This is a genomic window from Pseudonocardia endophytica (genome assembly GCF_004339565.1).
Classification (GTDB): Bacteria; Actinomycetota; Actinomycetes; order Mycobacteriales; family Pseudonocardiaceae; genus Pseudonocardia; species Pseudonocardia endophytica.
Window position 1 is genome coordinate 2,614,563 of sequence record NZ_SMFZ01000001.1, and the last position, 22,948, is coordinate 2,637,510.

Here is a 22,948-nt window from a genome sequence, read left to right on the forward strand (position 1 = left end):
GCCGGGCCTCAGAGCAGCGAGCGGACCTCGGCGAAGTGGCAGGCCACCGGGTGCCCGGTGTTCCGGTCGACGAGCTCCGGTTCCTCGTCCGTGCACCGCGCCTGCTGCTCGCCGGACAGTTCCATGGCGAACTTCGGGCACCGCGTGCGGAACCGGCAGCCCGACGGCGGGTCGGCCGGGCTCGGCAGGTCACCGACGACCGTGATCCGCTCCCTGGCCCGCTCCCGGCGCGGGTCGGGCAGCGGGATCGCCGAGATCAGCGCGTGCGTGTACGGGTGCGCGGGTGCGGTGAACATCTGCTCCGACGGCCCCGTCTCGACGATCTTGCCGAGGTACATCACGGCGATCCGGTCCGCGATGTGGCGCACCACGGACAGATCGTGCGAGACGAACAGGTACGCCAGCCCCAGCTCGGACTGCAGCTCCTGCAGCAGGTTCAGCACGCCGGCCTGGATGGAGACGTCGAGTGCCGAGACCGGCTCGTCGAGCACGAGCAGCTTCGGGCGCAACGCGAGCGCCCTGGCGATCCCGATCCGCTGGCGCTGCCCGCCGGAGAACTCGTGCGGGTACCGGTTGCCGTGCTCCGGCTTCAGGCCGACGGTGCGCATCAGGTCGCGGACCTGCTGGCGGCCACCGGAGTCGTAGAGGTCGTGGATCCGCAGCGGCTCGGCGATGATCTCGCTCACCGGCATCCGCGGGTCCAGCGACGCGTACGGGTCCTGGAACACGAGCTGCATCTGACGGCGCAGCGCGCGCATCCTCCGCGCCGGCAACCCGGTCAGCTCCGTCTCACCGAAGTGGACGGTGCCGGACGTCGCCGGGATCAGGTTCAGCGCGACACGGGCCAATGTGGACTTCCCGCAGCCGGACTCGCCGACCAGCCCGAGCGTCTCGCCCTCGGCGATCGAGAACGACACGTCGCTGACCGCCTGCACCGCACCGACCTGGCGCCGGATCAGGCCGCCGGAGCGGATCGGGAACTCCTTGACCAGGTTGCGCGCCTGCACCAGCGTGGGCGCCTCCACTGTGGTCACGAGCGCACCTCACCGTCGGTCAGGGTCGCCAGGTGCTCGAGCGCCTCGGCGTCCACCTCGTCGGAGTCGAACACGTCCGCGGCGGCCGCACCGGACACCTGCGACGAGTGGTGGCACGCCGCCCGCTGACCGTCACCGACGTCGGTCAGCTCCGGTTCGTCGGTCTCGCAGACGTCCGTGGACAGCGGACAGCGCGGCGAGAACGGGCAGCCCGGCGGCATGTTCTGCGCCGACGGCGGCGCTCCCGGGATCGGCGTCAGCCGCTCGCTCTGCTGGTCCAGGCGGGGCAGGCTGCCGAGCAGGCCCAGCGTGTACGGCATCCGCGGTGTGTAGAAGATGTCCTCCACGCTGCCGATCTCGACCGGCTTCCCGGCGTACATGACCAGCACCCGGTCCGCCTGCCCGGCGATCACGCCGAGGTCGTGGGTGATCAGCACCATCGCGGCGCCGGTCTCGGACTGGGCCGCCTGCAGCGCGTCCAGGACCTGGGCCTGCACGGTCACGTCCAGGGCCGTCGTCGGCTCGTCGGCGATGATCACGTCCGGGTCGTTGGCCATCGCGATCGCGATCACCACGCGCTGGCGCATGCCGCCGGAGAGCTCGTGCGGGTAGGAGTCGACGCGCTGCTCCGGGTTCGGGATCCGGACCGTGCGCAGCAGTTCGATCGCCCGCTCGCGGGCCTGCGCCTTGCTGACGTCGCGGTGGGCCAGCACCGCCTCGGCGATCTGGTACCCGGCCGTGTAGACCGGGTTCAGCGACGTCATCGGGTCCTGGAAGATCATCGCGATTCGCTCGCCGCGGATCTTCGTGAGCTCGTCCTCCTTGAGCGTCAACAGGTCGCGGCCGTCGAACATGATCGAGCCGGTGATCGTCGCGGTCCTCGGCAGCAGACCCATCACGGCCATCGACGTGACGGACTTGCCGGAGCCGGACTCGCCGACGATGCCGAGCACCTCGCCGCGACGCAGCGTGTAGTCGACGCCGCGGACGGCCTGCACGGCGCCGTCCGCGCTCGGGAACGTGACGGTCAGATCGGAGACCGTCATCAGGACGTCGGAGTCGGGCGGTGCCGTCTGTTCGCTCGCGGGCTCGCTCACTGCCGCACCTTCGTCTGCTGTGGATCGAACGCGTCACGCAGGCCGTCGCCGATGAAGTTGATCGTGAGCGCGATGATGATGATGAACAGGCCGGGGAAGTAGAACAGCCACGGCCGCGTGGTGAGGGCCGTCTGCGCCTCGCTGACCAGCAGGCCGAGCGACGTGTCCGGCACCTGCACGCCGAAGCCCAGGTAGGACAGCGCCGTCTCGAGCAGGATCGCGAGCGCCACCAGGATCGTCAGGTTGACCAGGATCGAGCCCAGCGCGTTCGGCACCAGGTGCCGCAGGATGATCCGGGTGTCGGACGCACCGAGCGCCTTGGCGGCCTCGATGTACTCCTTCTCCCGCAGCGAGAGCACCACGCCGCGCGCGACCCGGGACACGTACGCCCAGTACAGCCCGGCGATCACCAGGCCGATCAGGTACCAGGTGCCGCCGAAGTTGTGCGCCAGCATCGCGGCGACGGCGATCAGCGGCAGCGTGAGGATCAGGTCGGCGATCCGCATCATGATCGTGTCGGTGCGGCCGCCGAAGTAGCCGGCGACCGAGCCCCACAGCGTGCCGACGAACGTCGCCAGGATCGCGACCATCACCGAGACCTGCAACGAGATCCGGGTCCCGCCGAGCACCTGGGCGAACTGGTCCTTGCCGACCGCGTCGGTGCCGAAGGGATGGTCGAACGACGGCGGCACCGAGTTGTCCGGCGTGATCTCGCCGACGTCGTAGCGCCACAGCGCCCCGCCGACGTACGCCAGCAGGATCAGCAGCACGAGCACCACGAGGCTGACCATCGCCGCGCGGTGCGCCAGGAACCGGCGGAACACCAGCTGCGCCTGGCTGCGCTCCTCGACCGTGAACTCGCGGTCCACCGTGGACCCCGCCGTCGTGGTGTCCCCCGTCGTGGCCGGGGTCGCCTTCTCGTCCGTGTCAGACATAGCGGATCCGGGGGTCGAGGACGCCGTAGAGCAGGTCGGCGATCAGGTTGAAGACGATCACGATGGTGGCCGAGACGAGCAGCCACGACGTCACCGCGTACGTGTCGAACTGCGTGATCGACACGAGCAGGAAGTCCCCGAGCCCCTTCCACTGGAAGACCTTCTCGGTGATCACGGCGCCGCCGACGATCGTCGCGACGTCCAGCGCGGTGACCGTGGTCAGCGGGATCAGCGCGGTCCGCAGCGCGTGCTTGACCATCACCTGGCGCCGGGACAGGCCCTTGGCCCGGGCCAGCCGGACGTAGTCCGAGTTCATCGTCTCCAACATGGACGCGCGGGCGAACCGGCTCCACGACGCGTAGGAGATCAGCGCCAGCGCGATCGTCGGCAGCACGAGGTGACCGACGACGTCCCCGACCTGGGCGAAGAAGCCGTTCGGCGGCGGGATCGAGTTCGCGCCGATCGTGTAGATCGCCTGCGTGCCGACGGCGTTGTTGAACTCGATGCCGCCCTGCTTGAGCAGGATCGCCAGCCAGAACGCCGGCATGGCCAGGAAGAGGAAGCCGAGGAACGTGGCCGTGTAGTCGGCCTTGGAGTACTGGCGCACGGCGGTGAGCACGCCGACGATCACGGCCAGCACGAGCGCGATCACCATGGCGAGCAGGACGAGCCGCATCGTGATCCAGAAGCGGTCGCCGAGCTGCTGGCCGATGTTCTGGGTGGCCACGACGGACGGTCCGAAGTCACCGGTGAAGATCCCGCCGAGCCAGGAGAAGTAGCGCGGGATCAGCGGCTCGTTCAGGTGCAGGCGTTCGGCCTCGGCGGCGAGCACCTGGGGAGGTGGTGGTGGGTTGCGCAGGATCAGCGGGGTCAGCGGGTTGCCGGACAGCGTGCCGAGCCAGAACACGATGAACGACGAGACCAGCAGGACCGGGATCGAGATGAGGATCCGGCGCGCGGCGTAGATGAGCATCAGGGATCTCTCCGACGCGTGGTGGGAACCCGTGAGCGGCTCGTGGCCGTCGCGGGCGCGGAGGAGGGTGGCACGCGCGGAGCGTGCCACCCTCCTGTCGGGCGTCAGCTACCGGTGCGCAGACCCCACTGGCCCGCGTTGTACATCGGGCCGTCCAGGGTGGCGTTGCCGCGCACGTTGGCGATCGTGTTCTGCGCCGCCAGGAGCGTCGGCTTCTGGTAGATCGGCAGGACGTACGCGTCGCCCATGATAATCTTGTCCGCCTCGTTCAGCTTGGCGGTCGCGGCGGCCTTGTCCGTCGACGAGGCCGCGTCGTTGAGCAGCTTGTCCGTCGTCGGGTTGTTGTACTTGCCGAAGTTGTTGCCCGAGGTCGACAGGAACGTCTGCTGGGCGTTCGAGAACGGAGCCGGGCTCTGCACCCAGGCGAACACGATGATGTCGTAGTCGCCGGAGGTGGTCGTCGTGCCCAGGTCGTCGGTCGGCTGCACGGTGACGTTGATCCCCAGCTGCTTCATGTACTGGGCGAACAGCTCGCACTCGTTCTGCCGGATCGCGTTGCCGACCGTGTAGCGGATCCGCATGTCCGGAACCGGCTTGCCGTCCTTGGCGACGAGCTTCTGCCCGACGCCCGTGTAGCCGGCCTGGGTGAGGATCTGCTTGGCCTTCTCGATGTCACCGGTGCCGAGGCCGGTGGCCGACACGTTGTCCGTGTAGCCGTCCTGCTGCGGCAGGAACATCAGGCTGTCCAGCGGCTTCACGTCCGGGTTGAACTGCCCGACCGTCTTGGCGATGATGTCCTGCCGGTTCACGGCCGTGTACATCGCCTGCCGCAGCGCCTTGTCCTTCAGGGCCGGGGTGCGCAGGTTGAAGTCGTAGTGCTCCCAGGTCAGGCCGAGCTGCTGGAGCTGCGAGACGTTCGGGATCTGCTGCAGCTGCTGCACGATGTCCACCTGCGGCTGCGGGTAGAGCACCTGCACCTCGTTGTTCTGCAGCGCGATCGGTTCCTGGGTGGCGTCCGTGATCACGCGCATGATCAGCGTGTCCAGCTTCGGCTTCGTCGCGCCGTACCACTTCGGGTTCGGCACCAGGGTCAGCGCCTGGTTGTCCTGCCAACTCTTCACGACGTACGGGCCGCCGGAGTACGTCGGCGGGTTCTCCCCGAACCAGTCGAACGAGGACTTGATGCCGGCAGGTGTGTTGATGTCACCGTGCTGGGCGGCGATGTGCGCCGGGTAGAGGGGCTGGCCCGACGCGAAGTAGTTCTGCCAGTCCGTGAACGGCTTGGACAGCGTCATCGTCGCCGTCTTGCCACCGTCCGAGCCGACCACGTTCGTGACGAGGTCCCAGCCACCGTTGCCCGCCGTCTCGCAGTCCGGGCACTGGGTGGGGCTCTGCATCTTCCAGCCGTACGCGAAGTCGCTCGCGTCGATCGGCTTGCCGTCGCTCCACACCGCGTTCGGCTTGATCTTGTAGACGATCGTGGTGGGGTTGGTGAGCGTCGCCGACTCCATCAGGTCGGTGTTCAGCTCGAGCTTCAGGTCCGGGGTGTTGCTGAACGCGTACGGCAGGTAGGCCTTCGTGGCCATGCCGGTCTCGAACACGTTGCCGTCGGCCGAGTTGACGTTCCAGTTCGGAATGTTCTTCTCGATCGCGAACGTGATCTGGCCGCCCTGCTGGACCTGGTCCGCGGGTACGGCGTTGCAGTTGTTGATGTCGGTCGCGCAGTCGGCGAAGTTTCCGCTGGCCACGGCGTTGCCCTCGCCGCCACCACCTCCGCCGCACGCAGCCAGCAGCAGTGCTGCCGCCCCGCTCACCGCTATCGCGGCAGCCGCCTTGGTTCCCCTCATGATGTGCAACGTGCCTCTCGGTTCGAGGGCGCCTCGGTTGCGGCGCCGCCACGGGACAGGAGGGGGCAGCCGGATGTACTGCCGGGTAACCCCCGGAGGGACGGTAGAAATCCGGTTGACGGATGGCGACCGTCTCGCCGGATCGTGACCAAAGGGTGACCGACACACGACGTAACGGGCGCACCAGGAACGGCGGAGTACTCCAGTGGGGGGACTCTCGTCCGGGTCAGCGGTCCTTCGGCTCGGGTTCGTTCCACCGGGTCGCACCGGTGAACGGGCCGGTGGCCAACGGCCCTGGGGTGACGCGCGTCACGGCGTCGGTCTGCGGCGTGCTCACCACCAGCCCCTGCTGCTGGTAGAGCGGCAGCCCGGGCAGCTGGGTCCAGAGCACCCGCTCGGCGTCCGCCAGCGCAGCCGGGTCGGCGGGCGCGGTCTGGGCCGAGGTCAGGCGGTCGAGCAGCGGCTGGACCGCCGGGAAGCAGGACACACCGGGCGAGCCGGCGGGGACCGACGGGTCCGGGCAGCCGTACTCGGAGTCCAGTCGCGGTCCGGGCGCCCCGGTCGCGGGCCGGGCTCCGACCAGCACGTCCACGGCCACCGGGCCGGTCGGCGCGCTCGTCGTCGACGTCGTGCTCGGGGTCTCCGACGTCGCGGGTGGTGCCGCCTGCGGGGTCGGTGCCGGGGTGGTCGGGGCAGCCGGGGTGGTCGGGGCGCCGGGCGCCGGGCCGGCTCCGCCCGCGGCCGGGGTCGGCGTCGCGGACGGCGTCGCGGGGGTCACCGTCGGCTGGGCGAACAGGTCGGCCGCGGGCGGGGTGACGAGGGTGGCCCGCACCCCGGCCGCCTTCAGCTGGGCGACGACGACGCGGGCCACGGCGAGGTCCTGCGGCCGGTCCGCCGCGGCACCGACGACGAGCGAGAGCGGGCTCCCGCCGATCTGCCACTGCCCGTCGGAGCCGCGGACGTAGCCGGCTCCGGTGAACGCGGCCGCCGACGCCGCCGGGTCCGGTCGGGCCGGGGCGCCCGCGGGCGCGGTCGGCTCGTAGCCGGCGTCGGACGGGGCGACCCCGAACGCGTCGGCCGGCACCGCGGCGGGTGCGACGGCGCGCCGGATGGCGTCCCGGTCCAGCGCCGCGGCGACGCCCTGGCGCACCCGGGGGTCGGCCATCGGACCGCCGCCGGAGCGGAACTCCAGCGACTGCACGACGGGCCGCGGCGCGCGCTGCACGGTCGGTCGCCCGGTGCCTCCGGTGGAGGTGACGGCGGCGATCGCGCGGTCCACGTCGGGTCCGGCGTCCGGCAGGGCGAGGTCGATGTCGCGGTTGGCCAGCGCCGCGGTGAGCAACGGCGTGTCGATGCGGCGCAGCATGATCTCGTCGAGCACGGCGGGCGTGGCCCAGTACGGGTCGGCCCTGGTCAGCAGCACCTCGCCGCGTACCCGGTCGACGCCCATCACGCGGTACGGGCCGCCGGACACCGGGACGCCGTTCGCCATCGGAGCCGTCCAGCCGCCGGGCGCGTCCTTGAGGATGTGCGCCGGGAGCAGGCCGGAGAACAGCTCCGGCCAGTACGGGTACGGGCGGTCGAACGTGACGTCGACGGCCTTGCCGCCGGCCCGGCTGCGCACGTCGGTGATCGCCCGGTAGCCGGACGAGCCGATCGTGCCCGGCTGGCTGCGCATCTGCTGCCAGAGGTAGACGAAGTCCTCGGCCGCGATCGGCGCACCGGACGACCAGGACGCCTGCACGTTGAGCTCGTAGCTGACCGTGAACGGCGCGGTCGACGTGACCTGCGCGCTGGTGGCGATCGTCCTGTCGAGCTGCAGGTTGCCGTTCGCGTCCGGCCGGAACACCGACGGCAGCACGAGCGTCGAGATGGCCTGCGTGACCGCCGACTGGTCGGCGCGCAGGTGCGGGTTGAAGCCGGGCCCGATGTCGGTGATGCCGGCGACGAGCTGGGTCGTCTCGGCCTGCACGGTCGGCACCGGTGGCGCGGGCGCAGGCGCCGGGATCGGGTCGGCCGAGCAGCCCGCCAGCAGCGCGGTCAGCGCGAGCACCGCGACCACTGCGGCCCGGCCGGTCGGGCGGGATCCTCGACGTGCGATCACCCCGCCAGTATCCCGATGCCGCGGTCACTCCTCGCCGCCCGGGCACCCACCCACGAACGAACGGCACCTTCGAGCAGTGTCATTGCTCGAAGGTGCCGTTCGTTCGGGATCGGCGGGGCGGCGGCGCGGGTGCGGGAGCGCGCCGCCGGGCGGCGCTACTGGTTCGCGGCGGCCCTGGCGCGCGACCGCAGGCGGGCGCGGGTGTGCGAGTCCAGCTCGACCTTGCGGATGCGCACGTTCTCCGGCGTGACCTCGACGCACTCGTCGGTCGCGCAGAACTCCAGCGCCTGCTCCAGGTTGAGGATCGTCGGCGGGACGAGCTTGACCAGCACGTCCGCCGTCGAGCTGCGGACGTTGGTCAGCTTCTTCTCCCGGGTGATGTTCACCTCGAGGTCCTCGTTGCGCGTGTACTCCCCGACGACCATCCCGTTGTAGACGAGCGTCGTCGGGCCGACGAACAGCGTGCCGCGGTCGGCCAGCTGGTCGATCGCGTACGGGGTGACCGGGCCGGACCGGTCGGAGATCAGCGAGCCCTTGTTGCGGGTGCGGATCTCGCCGACCCACGGGCCGTAGCCGTCGAACACGTGGCTCGCGATGCCGGCGCCGCGGGTGATCGTCAGGAACTCGGTGCGGAAGCCGATCAGGCCGCGCGACGGGACGCGGAACTCCATCCGGACCCGGCCCTCGCCGTGCACCATCTCGGCCATCTCGCCCTTGCGCGCGGCCAGCAGCTGGGTGACGGCGCCGAGCGCGTCCTCCGGCACGTCGACGGAGAGCTGCTCGAACGGCTCGTGGATCTTCCCGTCGACGATCTTCGTGACGACCTGTGGCTTGCCGACGGTGAGCTCGAAGCCCTCCCGGCGCATCGTCTCGACGAGCACGGCCAGCGCCAGCTCGCCGCGGCCCTGCACCTCCCACGTGTCCGGGCGCTCGGTCGGCAGCACGCGCACGCTGACGTTGCCGACGAGCTCGGCGTCCAGCCGGTTCTTGACCAGCCGCGCGGTGAGCTTCGTGCCGGGGTGCGGGTCCCGCCCGGCCAGCGGCGAGGTGTTCGTGCCGATCGTCATCGAGATCGCGGGCTCGTCGACGTCGATGCGCGGCAGGGCGACCGGTGCCTCCGGATCGGCCAGCGTGTCGCCGATCGTGACGTCCGCGATGCCGGCGACGGCGACCAGGTCACCGGCGCGGGCGATCTCGGCCGGGACCCGGGTGAGCGCCTCGGTCGTCATCAGCTCGGTGATCTTGACGCGCGGGGTGGTGCCGTCCGCGCGGCACCAGGCCACCTGCTGGCCGCGGCGCAGCACACCGGCCCGGATCCGGCAGAGCGCGATCCGGCCCAGGAAGCTCGACGCGTCCAGGTTCGTGACGTGCGCCTGCAGCGGGGCGTCCGGGTCGTCGGACGGCGGCGGCACGGTGGCCAGGAGCGTCTCGAACAGCGGCGTCAGGTCCTCGGAGTCGGGCAGCTCGCCGTCGCCGGGACGGATCCGCGACGCCCGGCCGGCACGCCCGGAGGCGTAGACGACCGGCAGGTCCAGCAGGTGCGACGTGACCGACTCGTCGAGGCCCAGCTCGTCGGCCAGCTCGAGCAGCAGCTCCAGCGACTCGTCGACGACCTCCTCGATCCGCGCGTCGGCGCGGTCGGTCTTGTTCACGACGAGCATCACCGGCAGGCCGGCGGCCAGCGTCTTGCGCAGCACGAACCGGGTCTGCGGCAGCGGGCCCTCCGACGCGTCGACGAGCAGCACGACGCCGTCCACCATGGACAGACCGCGCTCCACCTCGCCGCCGAAGTCGGCGTGGCCGGGCGTGTCCACCACGTTGATCGTGTATCCCTGCCAGTTCACCGCGGTGTTCTTGGCGAGGATCGTGATGCCCTTCTCGCGCTCCAGATCGCCGGAGTCCATGACCCGGTCGACGGGCTCGGCGCGCTCCCCGAAGGCGCCCGACTGCCGCAGCATCGCGTCGACGAGCGTGGTCTTGCCGTGGTCGACGTGCGCCACGATCGCGACGTTGCGCAGCTCGGGGCGAGCGGTCCGGCCGGGGTCCTCCGACACGTCGGTCGCGGAGGGGACGGTGGAGCGTGAAGAGATCACGACACAGGGTATCCCGCTGCAACCCTGGACCCCGCGTGACGGTGAGCTTAGGCTCGCCTGCAATGGGCAAGGTGAAGAAGAAGTGCTGCCGCTCGTCCCCGAAGAGGTGCAAGAGCTGCCCCGTCGTCGCGCTGCGGCTGAAGAAGGCGGGCGCGAACAAGCTCAGCGGCAAGAAGTTCGCGCGTGCGATGAAGCTCGCGCGCGTCTACCCCTGACAACCCGGCCCGTCGTCGCAGGTCAGGACACCACACGCACCGCAGCCCCTGCCGGGCCGGTCGGTTCGGGACGCACGGCCCCCTCGATCCGTTCGACCACGTCGTCCGGGCGGGCGAGCACGTCGCACGGGTCGACGGTCACCACGGACCACCCCTGACGGCGCAGCACCGCCTTCCGCCAGGTTCGTTCGTCGTCGCCGGAAGGTGACGGAAACGACACCTCGACCGCCGTCCGCGACACCGGATGTGCGAGCTCCAGTGGCAAGCCGGCCACCTGCCGTTCACGGACCCATCCGGACGGCCCGTCCGCACCGAGCAGCACCCCGAGACGTCGCCGCGCCCGGAACCGGACCCCGCGCAGGGCGATCCCGAGCACCCGGCCCGCCGACGCCGCACCGTGCGATCCGGTCTGCCGCCCGTGCGCACGGCCCGCCGCGTCCGGTCCGACCCGCCCGGCGGCCAGCAGCTCCTCCAGGAACCCCGGGCCGCGCGCGCCCAGCTCGACGGCGGTCTCCAGCGCGGCCAGCGGCGCGGCGACGACGGGCAGCCCGGCCACCGTCCGGACGTCGGCCGCCGCCAGCTCCCGTCGGCGGACCGTGAGGCCGGCCCGGGGCCGCGGGTACCGGCGGCGCGGCACCGTCAGCCCGACCGTCACGGGTGGCTCCCGGAGCAGGCCGTGCCACCACGCCGCGGCCGTCCCGCTCAGCACGGCGCCGGGCCCGCCCCACAACACCGCGGCACGGACGGTTGCCTCCTCCGTCGCCGGGAAGGCGCCGTCCCGGTAGACGCGCGGGTGCACCGGGTGCCACCGGCGGGCGGCCAGGCGCCGGTCCACCGCGTCCGCGGACAGGCCGGCGGCCAGTGCCTGCGCCCTGGTGATCACGCCGGCCTGGCGCAGGAGCGTCGCGTGCAGGGCGGCGTCCACGCGTGCACGCTCGGGATCAGTCGCAGTCATGCGGCTTGGACGGGATCCGGGCCGATCCGGTTCCACTCATCGCCCATGATCGGCGGAAGTGGTCGGGGCGCGACACCCGTGGCGCGTCCCGACCGGTTCCGCCGATCACGAACGTGCGGGGCACGCCGACCGTGACCTCCGCCGGCACCGGTCCGTCAGCGCGGGTCCGCGGGCGCCGCGGCCAGCAGCGCCCGCAGTTCCGTCACCACCGCCCGGTCCGCGTCCAGCCACCCGAGCGCGGCCAGCTCACCCGGGCCGACCCACCGCAGCTCCCGGTGCTCGCGCGCGACCGGCTCCGCGGAACCGGGCCGCAGCCGTGCGCCGTGGATCCGCAGCACCCGCGGCCGGTCCGGGGTACCGATCGGCAGGTCGGTCCCGACCCGTCCGACCACCTCGACGTCCGCGCCGAGCTCCTCGGAGCACTCGCGCCGCAGCGCGTCGGGCTCCCGCTCCCCCGCCTCGACGCCGCCACCGGGCAGCTCCCAGCGCCCGGCCAGCTCCGGCGGGTACGCGCGGCACGCGACGAGCAACCTGCCGTCGCGGACGATCGCCGCCCCGACGACGACCGGGGCACCGGACAATCGCGCGACCCACTCGTCGAGCACCTCGCCGCGGGCGTCCAGCAGCCGGCGCGCGAACCTCCGCAGCACCGGATCGGCCACCCGCCCGAGCGGCCCGAGCGGCCCGGTCCAGCCGAGCTCGTCGACCACGCGAGAGGTCCTGCCGCCCGGCACCACCGAGCCGGCGGGCGACATCGAGGCGACGGACGGCAGCGAGCCGGCGGGCGCCACCGAGCCGTCGGCCACCACGGACGTCACGTGCCGCAGGTCCGCCGCGGGCCCCGCCGCCAGCTCGGACCACAGCCCGGCCATGCCCGCCCTCGTGATCCGCGTCCGGCAGGTGATCACACCACCGGGCAGGCCGACCTCGACCTCGTCGCCGGCCACGAGCAGGCGCACCGGGGACCGGAACACGCAGCCGATCCGGCTCAGCGCCTCGGTCGCGGCGGCCGTGTCCCGCAGCACGCCCGCGACCAGTTCCGGTGGTGCGGCGACGGTCGCGACACGGCTGATCTCGGGCACGCACGCCGATGCTGCCAGCCCAATGTTCCCGAACGGCCCCGGGGAGGTGCCCCGGCACGTCAGGCTGTGCGCGTGTCCACGACCGAACAGCGGCGGACCGCCGCGCGTGGAGCCGACCCGCTCCCGACCCGCCCGGCCGCCGCCCGGCTGCTCGGCGTGCGCAGGACGTTCGGGCCGGTGGTCGCCGTCGACGGCATCGATCTGGACATCCCGATGGGGTCGGTGCTCGGGCTGCTCGGCCCGAACGGGTCCGGCAAGACGACGCTCATGCGGATGCTGCTGGGCCTGGTCCGCCCGAGCGACGGCACCGTCGAGCTGCTCGGACGGTCGGTGCCGGACCGCGCGGCCGAGGTGTTGCCGCACGTCGGCGCCATGATCGGGGGGCCGGCGTTCCACCCGCACCTGACCGGCCGGGCGAACCTGCTGCGGGTGGCCGCCTCCGAGCCGTTGCTGGACACGCCGCGGGTCCCCGGCGCCGTCGAGACCACGCTGCGACGGGTGGGGCTCGCCGACGCCGCCGACCGCCGGTTCCGCGACTACTCGCTGGGCATGCAGCAGCGCCTCGGGCTGGCCGTTCCCCTGCTCGTCCGGCGCAGGCTGGTGGTGCTCGACGAGCCGACGAACGGCCTCGACCCGGCGGGTACCCGCGACGTCCGGAGGCTGGTCGCCGAGATGAACGCGGCCGGGGCGACCGTGGTGGTCAGCTCCCACCTGCTCGGCGAGATCGAGGCGACCTGCTCACACGTCGCGGTGCTGCAGGCGGGCCGGCTCGTCGCGATGGGCGGCCTGCGCACGCTGCTCGACGCGGCGGGCGGCGCGCTGGAGGTGACCACACCGGACGTCGAGCACGCGGTGCGGACGCTGCAGGGCGCCGGGATCGACGCGGAGGCCGGATCGGGACGCGTACAGGTGGCACCCGGCCCTCCCCCACCGGCGGTGGTGTCGATGCTCGTGCACGCGGGCGTCGCGGTGCACGAGGTGACCCGTCCCGCCGCGCGGCTCGAGGAGCTGTTCGCCCGGCTGACCGGGGCGGGTCCGGCATGACGGGGCCGACCCCGGTCCGCCCGACCACCGCCCCGATGCACCGCCTGCTGCGCTCCGAGCTGGCGCTCGTCGTACCCCGTCCGCGGACGGCGGCGACGCTGTCCGCGCTGCTGGTCATCCCGCTGATGGCGGCGTTCGGCCTGCACGCGCTCGGCTCCGGGGTCCCCGGCCTGGCCGTGCTGCCCGTCTCGGCCCATCCGTACACGGCGCCGGTACTGGTGGTGCCGGTCGTGCTCGTCGCCGCCGACGCGTTCGGCGCCGAACGGGCGCACCGGACGCTGGACCTGTTGCGGCTGGCCCCGGTCGGCGACGCGCGGCTGGTGGCGCTCAAGTCGGCGGGTGTCCTGGTGACGGCCCTGCTCGGTGGCACGGTGACCGCGCTCGTGGCCCTGCTCGCCGGGCTCGTGCTGCTCGGCGCGGGCGACTACTCGATCGGCGGGACGCTGGGCCGCGGGATCGCGATCGGGCTCTGGCTGTCCGTCCAGCTGGCCGGGCTCGGTGTGCTGCTGCTGCCGCTGTCCATGCTCGTGCGGCGCACGACGGGCATCGTCGCCGTCGGGCTTCTGCTCTGCGTCGTCGCGTTCCTTCCGAACCTGCCCGGGTGGGTGGTCGCGGTCCTCCCGAACGGCGGCTGGGAGTCGGCCACGACAGCGCTCACCAGCAGCCCGGTGGACTGGTCACCGGTTCTCGGTACGGCCGGCCGCGCCGCGGTCTACGCGCTGGTCGGCGCCGTCGCGACGGTGTGGTTGCTGCGCCGCCGCGACGAGTGACGCGCGGCCGCCGGTCGCGTGGTCCACCATGGCCCCATGGCGGAATCGAAGGCACTGCTCGACGACGACAGCATCGCCAGCGCGCTGGCCGACCTGACCGGCTGGGAGCGCGACGGCGACTCGATCGTCACCTACGCCAAGCTCGACGACTTCGTCACCGCGATCGGGGTGGTGGACAAGGTCGCAGAGGACGCGGAGTCCGTGCAGCACCACCCGGACATCGACATCCGCTACAACTCGCTGAAGTTCAAGCTCTCCACGCACTCGGAGGGTGGGCTGACGGCGAAGGACACCGACTTCGCGGCGCGGATCAACCAGCGGGTCTCGGACGCCGGCGGCTCCACCCAGTCCCGGGCGTAGCCCCTCAGAACCGGCGGTTGGCGAGCACCGGGATCTGCTCGCGGGTCGTGGTGGCCTGCCCGGGGTCGACGTCCACGACGAGAAGCTCCGGCGCGGCGCCCGCGGACGCGACGACCTCACCGCGCGGACCGGCCACCAGGCTCGCGCCGATCCCGGTCGGCGCCCTGCCGTGTTCGCGACCGACCGTCGTCGGATCGGCCTGACCGCACGCCACGACGAACGACCCGGTGTCCAGCGCCCTGGCCCGCACCAGCAGCTCCCACTGCTCCTGCTTGCCGGCCCCCGCGCCCCAGGACGCGGGGACCAGCGCGACGGTGGCCCCACGGTCGGCGAGGTGCTGGTAGAGGCCGGGGAAGCGGACGTCGTAGCAGGTGGTGAGCCCGACCGTGACGTCGTCGACGTCGATCGTGACCGGCTCCGTGCCCGGCTCGACGGTGTCCGACTCGGCGAACCCGAACGCGTCGAACATGTGGATCTTGTCGTAGGTCGCGTCCACGCCGCCGCCGACGGCCAGCAGCGTGTTGCGCACGCGGCCGTCGCCGGACGGCGTGAACATCCCGGCGACGACCGTGACGCCGGCCGCGGCGGCGATCTCCCGCACGCGCGTCGCCCACGGCCCGTCGGCCGGCTCGGCGACCGGGCCGAGCTTCACGCCGAAGCAGCACATCGTCGCCTCGGGGAACAGCACCAGCCGCGCCCCGGCCGACGCCGCCTCCGACGTGCGCTTCCCCACCTCGGCGAGGTTCTCGGCCGGGTCGGGCGTCGACGAGATCTGGGCGAGCGCGATCCGCATGGACCTGTTTCTACCGTCCCTTTGCTCTGCTCACACGGGCGCAACGGGCGCGTTGCTCCGTTCGTATCGGGTCTGGTCCGTGTGGTGATGCGTCCAGGTGAGCAGAGCAAAGCCACCTCCCGGAGGCTCACCGGTGGACAGCGGGCCGGGGTGCGTGGCTATGATCAGTTCGTGTTTCGGCGTCGCTACTACTGGTTTGGCGAGCCGGCCCGGGATGGGTCGGCCCGCGCGGTAGTGCTGCGCTGACCTCCATCCCCTCGAGCCGGAACCCGCGGGCCGGCTCGGTGGACGATCGGGGCGGTCCGGAAAGGACCCCACGATGCATCCCGTCCTCACTCCGCTGTCCGACCAGCGGATCGAGCAGATCAGTCCCCTGCTCTCCCCGTCGCTGCTGCGCCACGAGCTGCCGTGCTCACCGGACGTCGCCCTGACCGTCGCCCGCGGGCGCGACCGCGTCACCGACGTGCTCGACGGCCGCGACGACCGTCTGCTCGTCGTCGTCGGCCCGTGCTCGGTGCACGACCCGGAGGCCGGGCTGGACTACGCCCGCCGGCTCGCCGCGCACACGTCGCACCTCGAGGACGAGCTCGTCGTCGTCATGCGCACCTACTTCGAGAAGCCGCGCACCACGGTGGGCTGGAAGGGCCTGATCAACGACCCGGGCCTGGACGGGACGTTCGACGTCAACCGAGGCCTGCGCACCGCCCGCCGTTTCCTGCTCGACGTCCTCGAGCTCGGCCTGCCGGTCGGGTGCGAGTTCCTGGACCCGATCACCCCGCAGTTCATCGCCGACGTCGTCGCCTGGGGCTCGATCGGCGCCCGGACCGCCGCGAGCCAGGTGCACCGCCAGCTCGTGAGTGGGCTGTCCATGCCGGTCGGGATCAAGAACGGCACCGACGGCAACGTCGGCGACGCGCTCGACGGGATCCGCGCGGCCGCCGCGTCACACGTGTTCATGGGCGTCAACGCGGACGGGCTGGCCGCGCTGGTGACCACGACCGGCAACCCGGACGCGCACGTCATCCTGCGCGGCGGCACCGTGCCGAACTACTCGGCCGCCGACGTCGCGGGCACCCGGGAGCGGCTGCGTGCGGCCGGGCTGCCGGAGCGCGTCGTCGTCGACGCCAGCCACGGCAACAGCGACAAGGACCACGTCCGGCAGGCCGGTGTCGTCCGGGACGTCGCCGGGCGGATCGCGGCGGGCGACCGCGACGTGACCGGTCTGATGATGGAGAGCTTCCTGCTGCCTGGACGTCAGGACCTCGGGTCTGATCTGGACTACGGACGCTCGGTCACGGACGCGTGCGTGGGCTGGGACACCACTGCCGACCTGCTCGACGAGCTCGCCGCGGCGGTCCGGAGTCGACGGACGACCACCTGAACGCCCCGCGTGTCGACGGGCGCCGGGCTCCCGGGTATGCGTGATCCTGACGTCGACGGACCGGGCGTTCACGAGGGGACAGCACATGCTCAAGGGCTTCAAGGACTTCCTGCTGCGCGGCAATGTCGTCGACCTCGCCGTCGCCGTCGTCGTCGGTGCCGCGTTCACGGCGGTGGTCACGGCGTTCACCGAAGCGTTCCTCAAACCGCTGATCCAGCTGGTGTCCGGCGGCGGCGAGCTCGCCGGCACGTTCGTGGTCAACGATGTGGAGTTCGACTACGCGAGCTTCATCAACGCGGTGATCACGTTCCTGATCACCGCCGCGGTGATCTACTTCCTGGTCGTCCTCCCGTTGAAGACGATCTCCGAGCGCCGCAGGCGCGGCGAGGAGTCCGGCCCGGCGGAACCGACCGACGTCGAGCTGCTCACCGAGATCCGCGACCTGCTGCGCGAGCAGCGCCGGGGCGCCGGACCGGAGTGACTCAGGTGAGCGCGATGTCGACCTTGGGGCGCAGCGCGGCGGCGGCCGCCAGCGCCTCGTGCACCGGGTCGGCCAGGAACGCGTCCACCGTGGACGGATCCGGCGTGGAGCCGATCGCCGGCAGCGCGACCTGCTCGTAGGCGGCCTGGAAGCGCGGGCCCCAACGGCGGGTGCCCAGCCGCGCCGTCCGCGAGCAGTTGTCCACCATGTACGCGACGTCGCGCGCGTGCATGAACGGCAGCAGCGAGTCCACCGCCTCGATCACCGACTCGTTCACGATCTCCGACCACGCGTGCCCGCGAGCGGCGAACTCGTCGACCTGGGCGGTCATCGTGGCCACGAAGAACCCGGCGGTCAGCGGGTCGACCGGCGGGGCCCCCGCGGCGCGGCGGGCGTGCACCGCGTCCGCGTGCCGCCACATCTCGGAGCCCCCGATCGCGCTCATCGGACGCGCGGCCAGCCGCTGCTCGGCCAGCAGGACGCTGCGCAGCTCGGTGCCGGCGGCGACCTCGTCGTAGATCTCGCGGACGAGCTCGCGGGCCGGGCCGTACGCCGCCGCGTAGGCCCGGTCGAACGCCGCGGGATCCGTCCGGTCGCGCACGGCCGTCAGGCCGCCGTCGGAGATCGCCGACGCGATCGGGCCCGTGACGTTCTCGCAGGACCGTTCGTAGGCGGTCACCGGGTCGTCGCCGTCGATCCGGAACTGCCGGTACAGCGTCTCGACGAGCCCGTGGACGGCACCGAGCAGGATCGCCCGCTCCCCGACGATGTCGGACAGGTACTCGTCGCGCAGCGTCGTCGCGAACGTGTACGGCGCGCCGAGCGCGACCGACCAGCCGAGCGCGACGTCGGTCGCCCGCCCGTCCGGATCGGCATGGACGGCGATGCTCGCGTTGATCCCGGCCCCGTCCGTGTCCGCACCCTGCTCGTAGAGCCGCCGCACCGAGTCGCCCATCCCCTTCGGACAGACGGCGACGACGGCGTGGCCGTCCGGGAAGCGCCCACCGGTCGCCTCCAGGTGCCCGAGCAGGAACCCGTGCGACAGGCCGATCACCGCGCCCGGCTCGAGCGCGGCGAACACCTCCTCGTGGTGTGCGGCCAGCGCGGCGTCCGCGACCAGCAGCAGCACGAGGTCGCTGCGCCCGGCGACGTCGAGCCAGTCGCCGACGTCGAACCCGTGTGCGCGGGCGTCCGCTTCGGAGGACGATCCGGGCCGCAGTCCGACCTCCACCGCGATGCCGGTCCCGGCCAGCGAGTCGCGCAGGTTGCGGGCCTGCGCCCGTCCCTGCGATCCCCAGCCGAGCACGCCGATCCGCTCGATCCCGGCCAGCGCGCGCGGAAGGCGGTCGAACAGGTGGCGGCCGCCGCGCACGATCGTCTCGTGCCCGCCCGGAACGGTCATGATCTCGGTGTCGAACACCGACGAGGTGAGCTCCATGCGCCGGACGGTCCGCCGGTGCGACCTCTTGCGGCAAGCGCAACAATCGAAGCAGTCCGTTGCGGCAGACGGAAGGAGCAGGTCGTGCGCGACGAGCAGCGGGATCTGACGCTGTTCCTGCACCTGTGCGAGACGCTGAACTTCGGCCGCACGAGCGTCGACGCGCACGTCAGCCCGGCCACCCTGACCCGCACGATCCAGCGGCTCGAGGTCGCGGCCGGGCACCGGTTGTTCGACCGTGATCCGCGCGGCGTGGCGCTGACCGCGCACGGGCGCCGGTTCCGCGAGTACGCACGCTCCGCCCTCGCGCTCTGGGAGGACTACCGCGCGGGCGGGCCGGAGCCGTCGGCGCTGACCGGGTCGCTGTCGCTGTTCGCGACGGTGACCGCCTGCCAGGCACTGCTGCCCGACCTGCTGGCACCGCTGCGCACGGCCCACCCCGGCATCCGCCTGGACCTGCGGACCGGCGACGCGACGGCCGCGCTCGCCCGGCTCGCCGAGGGCGACGTGGACGCCGCCGTCTCCGGGCTGCCCGCGCGGCTGCCGGACGGGCTCGTCTCCCGCACGCTCGTCACGACCGACCTCGTGCTGGTCACCGCGGCCGGATCGGGCGGGGATCCGCTGGCCGGGCCGTTCGTGCTGCCGCCACGCGGGATCGTGCGCGACGCGGCGGAGCGCTGGCTGCGCGGCCGTGGGGTGCGCGCCCCGGCCGTCGCCGCCGAGCCGGACGGGCACGAGGGACTGCTCACGCTCGTCGCTCTCGGCTGCGGCACGGGCATCGTGCCCCGGCTGGTGCTGGAGACGAGCGCGGTGGCCGACCGGCTCGCCGTCGTCCCGGCCGATCCCGCGCCGGAGCCGTTGACGGTCGGGCTCTGCGTGCGCCGCGCCGATCTGCGACGACCGCTGGTCGGCGCGCTGTGGGGCACCGCGTGACGTCAGTGGTGCTCCGCCTCCGGCAGCGGCGCCCTGCGGGTCAACACCCGCTCCATGCGGTGCTCCGGGCGCCCACCGACGGCGGTACCCGGCACCGGCCCCATGTCGACGAACCCGTGCCTCAGGTAGAGCCCGGACGCCGGGGCGTTGCCCTCCACCACGTGCAGCGCCACCCGGTCGGCCCCCAGATCGCGGGCCCAGTCGCACACGGCCGTGACGAGCGCGTCGCTGACCCCGCGCCCGCGGGCGAACGGCGCGACCCACAGCGAGAGCAGGTCGGCCACGCCGAGCGGATCCGGTGGCAGGCCGCAGCAGATCCCCGCCCGGTGCCCGTCCAGGTCGGCGAGCAGGAAGCGGCCCGGGACGTCGAGCCTGCTGCGCCAGCGTTCCTCGGTCGCGCCGACCCAGTCCTCGATCCGGGTGTGGAACGCGTAGGGCGCCTCGGCCAGCGCGGCCAGGCGCATCTCCTTCCAGTGCTCCCAGTCGTCGACCGTCAGCTCGCGCAGAACGATCACGCTCGGTGCCTCCTCCCGGCCGCCGGGAGGAGAACCTAACAGCGGTGATCGGGCGGGGCGATCTCGTTGTGGACCTCGTGACGTTCCCGTTCGGGTGGGTCGGACCGCACGGATCGGCGCGACGTGACGGCGGACACCGCGACGACGAGCGCCACGGCGGCGATCACCACCGCGCGGGCCGACGCCTCGTCGCGGGTCAGCATCGTGACCGCCATCGCGACGACGAGTGCCGCCCCGACCGCGGGAGCGATCGCCGTCGTGCGGCGCCGCTCCGCCACGAACCGCGTCACGAGCAGTGCGGACGTCAGGGCGAGACAGACCGCCAGTAGCGCGGCGAGCACCGCGTCCGGCCAGGTCCAGCTCGCGCCTTCGAGTCCGGGCACGATGACCTCCCGGGAGTCGGCTCCGCGGACGCGGGAGTACTCGTCACCGGGACGCTAACCGTTACCGGTCTCCCGCGGGCACGACCTGGCGGATGGCGGCCCGCAGCAGCGCGGGTTCGTGCGCCGGGTCCATCGTGGCGATCAGCGACAGCGCCGCCCGGGACAGGTGGCGGGCCAGCAGCGTCGTCGCGGCCGTGACGTCGCGGGACCGGCAGTGCGCGACGAGCAGCGGGTGCTCGCGGCTGCCGAGCGACCACCCGTCGTCGCCGATGTAGATGCGCCGGTAGCGCGCCGTGTGCTCGGCCCACTGCCGGATCGAGCCGAGCATCCGGGCGCCACCGTGCCGGACCAGGCCCATGTGGAAGCGGTGGTGGCGCTCCTCCCAGAGCGCGAACCCGCCCGGCTCGGCGGCCTCGACGTCGGCGACCATCCGGTCCAGCTCGTCGAGCTCGGCGACGGAGAACCGGGGCACGCTCACGGCGAGTGCCATCGTCTCGTTCGCCACCCGCAGCGCGTAGAGGTGCTCGACCTCGTCGATCGACAGGGTCGCGACGCGGGCCCGCTGGTTCACCTGAGCCGCGATCAGGCCGTCGCGCTGGAGCAGGCGGAACGCCTCCCGGACCGGGCCCCTGCTCACCCGGTAGTCCCTGGCGACCCCGGTCTGGGAGAGTTCGGAACCGGCCGGGACGTCACCGGAGAGGATCCGGGCCCGCAGGTCACCGTGGATCACTTCGGCGGCGTCCCGGCTCCCCGGCACGACGAGGTGCCCGCGGCCGGCGCCGTCCGGCACCGTGAGCGTCACCGGCCCGGCCCGTACAGGCCGAAGATCAGCCGCGGGTCGCCCGCCCGGAAGCCGCCGGTGAACTGCGACAGCTCGCCGATCTCGCGGTTCCGGCGCAGCAGGTCGGCGCCGAGCGCGAGCTGCGCGGACTCCCACGACGCGAGCGCAGCCGGCACGTCGCCACCGGCCGCGGCCAGGCGGTCGGCGAGCACCCAGCCGTCCTCGGCCGCCTTCGCGGTGCCCGCCGCGGCGTGCGGGCGCACCGCGAACGCCGCGTCCCCGACCAGGCAGGTACGCCCGAACGCCATCCGTGGGACGTCGATGTCGAACACGGCCTGCACGAACGGCTCGTCGGCACTCAGCGCGACGTCGGCGATCTGCGGGGCGAGCAGTTCCCGGACGTCCTCGCGCATGGCCGCGACGCGCTCGTCGGGCACCGAGCCGGGTGGCAGCGAGACCGGGCGCCGCTGCCCGTCGCGGTCGGTCAGGAACCCGGCCAGCTCCGGTTCCGGCACGTTGCGGTACCAGACCATGTTGATCAGGCGCTGCCCCGGCTCGACCTCGCCGTCCGGGCCGGGGATCGGGTAGACGAGCACGTGGCTGTGCTCGAGGACCTGGTAGGTCAGGGCGTCGTGCAGCGCGTCGTAGGTCTCCCGGCCGAGCTTCGCCTCCGGGACGGTGGCCCGCCACGCGACGTAGCCCGAGTACCGCGGCGCGACGTCGGGCAGCAGCCGGGCGCGCGCCGCCGACGTGATCCCGTCGGCGCAGACCAGCAGGTCGCACGCCGACTCGCCACCGTCGGCGAAGCCCACCGTGACGTGGTCGCCGCCCTGCTCGAACGCCGTCACCTCCGCGCCGAGGTGATAGCGCCGCGGGTCGAACGCGTCGAGCAGGGCGCGGTAGATCGTGTTCCACGCCGAGAACCGGTACCGGTGCTCCAGCGCGCGGTCGACCGACCCGTTGCGGCGCACGAACCGGATCCACTCCGTGCTCGTGCTGATCGCGTCGGCGGCGATGCCGAGGCGCTCGACCGGGTAACGCAGCGTGTGCGGCAGCACCGCGATGCCCGCGCCGCGGGCCTGCAGCGTGTCGGTCGCGCGCTCGTGGACGGAGACGTCGCAGCCCAGGTCGCGCAGCAGCAGCGCGGCGGTGAGCCCGCCGAGGGATCCCCCGGCGATCGCGACGGTTGGCGTCACCCGCTCAGGGTCGGCCGAACGTGGCGATCGTGTCCACCCCGAGCTCGAACAGCACGCGCCGCTCGTCGCGGCCGGGGTCCCGCAGCTGGTACGGACCCGGCTGCCCGGTGTACTTCGTCCAGATCTTGTCGAGCTGCGCGGTGACCCGCTGCCCCTCCTGCGGGTCGTCCTCGGAGACCTCACGCGTGACCGTCGTCTTGATCGACAGCCAGTGGTAGGCGTTCGCCGGGTTCATCAGGCAGAACGTGGCGTGCGGGTTGAGGCGCAACCACTCGGACTTCTTGCGGTGGGTGGCGAGGTTGAGCAGGACCGTGTCGCCCTCGTAGTCGAACCACACCGGGGTGAGGTTGGACAGCCCGGTCTTCCCCGTGACCGACACGATCGCCGTGATCGGCTCGTCGAGGAGTTGCCGGTAGACCGGGTCGAGGTCGGTGAGGCTCGCGACGGCGGCGCGGTCCCCGATCTGGAACTGACCTTCCTGGAGCCCGTCCGCGACGTCGCGGAACTTCGTGACCGTGATCGCCATGCTGCTGCTCCC

At 72.7% G+C, this 22,948-nt stretch carries 23 protein-coding genes; 7 read left to right on the forward strand and 16 right to left on the reverse strand.

The window, feature by feature from the left end; genetic code table 11:
• Positions 1-8: 8 nt before the first annotated feature.
• From EV378_RS11810 to typA, 7 genes are all read right to left on the reverse strand, one after another.
• Positions 9-1,034 carry an ABC transporter ATP-binding protein gene (locus tag EV378_RS11810; protein WP_132423905.1) on the reverse strand — a complete coding sequence of 342 codons (1,026 nt, stop codon included), beginning with the start codon at positions 1,032-1,034 and terminating at the stop codon, positions 9-11.
• Positions 1,031-2,080, reverse strand: a complete 1,050-nt coding sequence (locus tag EV378_RS11815) for an ABC transporter ATP-binding protein (protein WP_132427778.1) — start codon at positions 2,078-2,080, stop codon at positions 1,031-1,033. The genes EV378_RS11810 and EV378_RS11815 overlap by 4 nt, the downstream gene beginning before the upstream one ends.
• A 47-nt stretch (positions 2,081-2,127) precedes the next feature.
• The gene (locus EV378_RS11820) at positions 2,128-3,066 is read right to left on the reverse strand and encodes an ABC transporter permease (RefSeq protein WP_132423908.1); all 939 of its coding nucleotides are present in this window, start codon (positions 3,064-3,066) and stop codon (positions 2,128-2,130) included.
• Positions 3,059-4,039, reverse strand: coding sequence for an ABC transporter permease (locus EV378_RS11825; RefSeq protein ID WP_132423911.1), 981 nt, complete (start codon positions 4,037-4,039; stop codon positions 3,059-3,061). The genes EV378_RS11820 and EV378_RS11825 overlap by 8 nt, the downstream gene beginning before the upstream one ends.
• A 104-nt stretch (positions 4,040-4,143) precedes the next feature.
• Entirely contained in the window at positions 4,144-5,886 is a 1,743-nt protein-coding gene (locus EV378_RS11830; protein ID WP_207908640.1) for an ABC transporter family substrate-binding protein, read from the reverse strand.
• A 226-nt stretch (positions 5,887-6,112) separates the two neighbouring features.
• Complete coding sequence (locus tag EV378_RS11835; RefSeq protein ID WP_132423914.1) at positions 6,113-7,990, reverse strand: ABC transporter family substrate-binding protein; 1,878 nt, start codon at positions 7,988-7,990, stop codon at positions 6,113-6,115.
• A gap of 155 nt (positions 7,991-8,145) precedes the next feature.
• On the reverse strand, positions 8,146-10,080 hold the full coding sequence (gene typA / locus EV378_RS11840) for a translational GTPase TypA (RefSeq protein WP_424511237.1): 1,935 nt from the start codon (positions 10,078-10,080) through the stop codon (positions 8,146-8,148).
• A 38-nt stretch (positions 10,081-10,118) separates the two neighbouring features.
• Here typA and EV378_RS11845 point away from each other — a divergent pair, with 38 nt between their 5' ends.
• Positions 10,119-10,298, forward strand: a complete 180-nt coding sequence (locus EV378_RS11845) for a hypothetical protein (RefSeq protein WP_132423917.1) — start codon at positions 10,119-10,121, stop codon at positions 10,296-10,298.
• 22 nt (positions 10,299-10,320) lie between these two features.
• Here the strand turns inward: EV378_RS11845 and EV378_RS11850 are convergent, their stop codons facing one another.
• Together EV378_RS11850 and EV378_RS36730 are read right to left on the reverse strand one after the other, a co-directional pair.
• Entirely contained in the window at positions 10,321-11,223 is a 903-nt protein-coding gene (locus tag EV378_RS11850; RefSeq protein ID WP_132423920.1) for a type IV toxin-antitoxin system AbiEi family antitoxin domain-containing protein, read from the reverse strand.
• Between the two features lie 185 nt (positions 11,224-11,408).
• Positions 11,409-12,335: an NUDIX domain-containing protein gene (locus tag EV378_RS36730; RefSeq protein WP_279389620.1), complete on the reverse strand. Its 927-nt coding sequence runs from the start codon at positions 12,333-12,335 to the stop codon at positions 11,409-11,411.
• Between the two features lie 72 nt (positions 12,336-12,407).
• Here EV378_RS36730 and EV378_RS11860 point away from each other — a divergent pair, with 72 nt between their 5' ends.
• The 3 genes from EV378_RS11860 to EV378_RS11870 are packed head-to-tail and all read left to right on the forward strand — an operon-like array spanning position 12,408 to position 14,509.
• Complete coding sequence (locus tag EV378_RS11860; protein ID WP_243653402.1) at positions 12,408-13,379, forward strand: ABC transporter ATP-binding protein; 972 nt, start codon at positions 12,408-12,410, stop codon at positions 13,377-13,379.
• A complete protein-coding gene (locus tag EV378_RS11865) occupies positions 13,376-14,149 on the forward strand; it encodes an ABC transporter permease (RefSeq protein WP_132423923.1) in 774 nt (257 codons plus the stop codon). The genes EV378_RS11860 and EV378_RS11865 overlap by 4 nt, the downstream gene beginning before the upstream one ends.
• Positions 14,150-14,185: 36 nt before the next feature.
• Positions 14,186-14,509, forward strand: coding sequence for a 4a-hydroxytetrahydrobiopterin dehydratase (locus tag EV378_RS11870; protein WP_132423926.1), 324 nt, complete (start codon positions 14,186-14,188; stop codon positions 14,507-14,509).
• Between the two features lie 4 nt (positions 14,510-14,513).
• Here EV378_RS11870 and EV378_RS11875 read toward each other — a convergent pair whose 3' ends face one another.
• Positions 14,514-15,302: a carbon-nitrogen hydrolase family protein gene (locus EV378_RS11875; protein ID WP_132423929.1), complete on the reverse strand. Its 789-nt coding sequence runs from the start codon at positions 15,300-15,302 to the stop codon at positions 14,514-14,516.
• Between the two features lie 319 nt (positions 15,303-15,621).
• Between EV378_RS11875 and EV378_RS11880 the strand changes: the two genes are divergently transcribed.
• Positions 15,622-16,683: a 3-deoxy-7-phosphoheptulonate synthase gene (locus EV378_RS11880; RefSeq protein ID WP_132423932.1), complete on the forward strand. Its 1,062-nt coding sequence runs from the start codon at positions 15,622-15,624 to the stop codon at positions 16,681-16,683.
• An 85-nt stretch (positions 16,684-16,768) separates the two neighbouring features.
• Entirely contained in the window at positions 16,769-17,164 is a 396-nt protein-coding gene (mscL, locus tag EV378_RS11885; RefSeq protein ID WP_132423935.1) for a large conductance mechanosensitive channel protein MscL, read from the forward strand.
• 1 nt (position 17,165) lies between these two features.
• Here the strand turns inward: mscL and EV378_RS11890 are convergent, their stop codons facing one another.
• A complete protein-coding gene (locus EV378_RS11890; RefSeq protein ID WP_132423938.1) occupies positions 17,166-18,602 on the reverse strand; it encodes a ketol-acid reductoisomerase in 1,437 nt (478 codons plus the stop codon).
• Between the two features lie 84 nt (positions 18,603-18,686).
• Between EV378_RS11890 and ilvY the strand changes: the two genes are divergently transcribed.
• Positions 18,687-19,535: an HTH-type transcriptional activator IlvY gene (gene ilvY / locus EV378_RS11895; RefSeq protein WP_132423941.1), complete on the forward strand. Its 849-nt coding sequence runs from the start codon at positions 18,687-18,689 to the stop codon at positions 19,533-19,535.
• A gap of 2 nt (positions 19,536-19,537) precedes the next feature.
• Here the strand turns inward: ilvY and EV378_RS11900 are convergent, their stop codons facing one another.
• The 5 genes from EV378_RS11900 to EV378_RS11920 form a co-directional block, all read right to left on the reverse strand.
• On the reverse strand, positions 19,538-20,050 hold the full coding sequence (locus tag EV378_RS11900; RefSeq protein ID WP_132423944.1) for a GNAT family N-acetyltransferase: 513 nt from the start codon (positions 20,048-20,050) through the stop codon (positions 19,538-19,540).
• A 35-nt stretch (positions 20,051-20,085) separates the two neighbouring features.
• The gene (locus EV378_RS11905) at positions 20,086-20,433 is read right to left on the reverse strand and encodes a hypothetical protein (protein WP_132423947.1); all 348 of its coding nucleotides are present in this window, start codon (positions 20,431-20,433) and stop codon (positions 20,086-20,088) included.
• Positions 20,434-20,494: 61 nt separating this feature from the next.
• Positions 20,495-21,235 carry a GntR family transcriptional regulator gene (locus tag EV378_RS11910; protein ID WP_132423950.1) on the reverse strand — a complete coding sequence of 247 codons (741 nt, stop codon included), beginning with the start codon at positions 21,233-21,235 and terminating at the stop codon, positions 20,495-20,497.
• A complete protein-coding gene (locus EV378_RS11915) occupies positions 21,232-22,410 on the reverse strand; it encodes an FAD binding domain-containing protein (protein ID WP_132423953.1) in 1,179 nt (392 codons plus the stop codon). The genes EV378_RS11910 and EV378_RS11915 overlap by 4 nt, the downstream gene beginning before the upstream one ends.
• 4 nt (positions 22,411-22,414) lie before the next feature.
• Positions 22,415-22,936, reverse strand: a complete 522-nt coding sequence (locus EV378_RS11920) for a pyridoxamine 5'-phosphate oxidase family protein (RefSeq protein WP_132423956.1) — start codon at positions 22,934-22,936, stop codon at positions 22,415-22,417.
• Positions 22,937-22,948 lie beyond the last annotated feature (12 nt).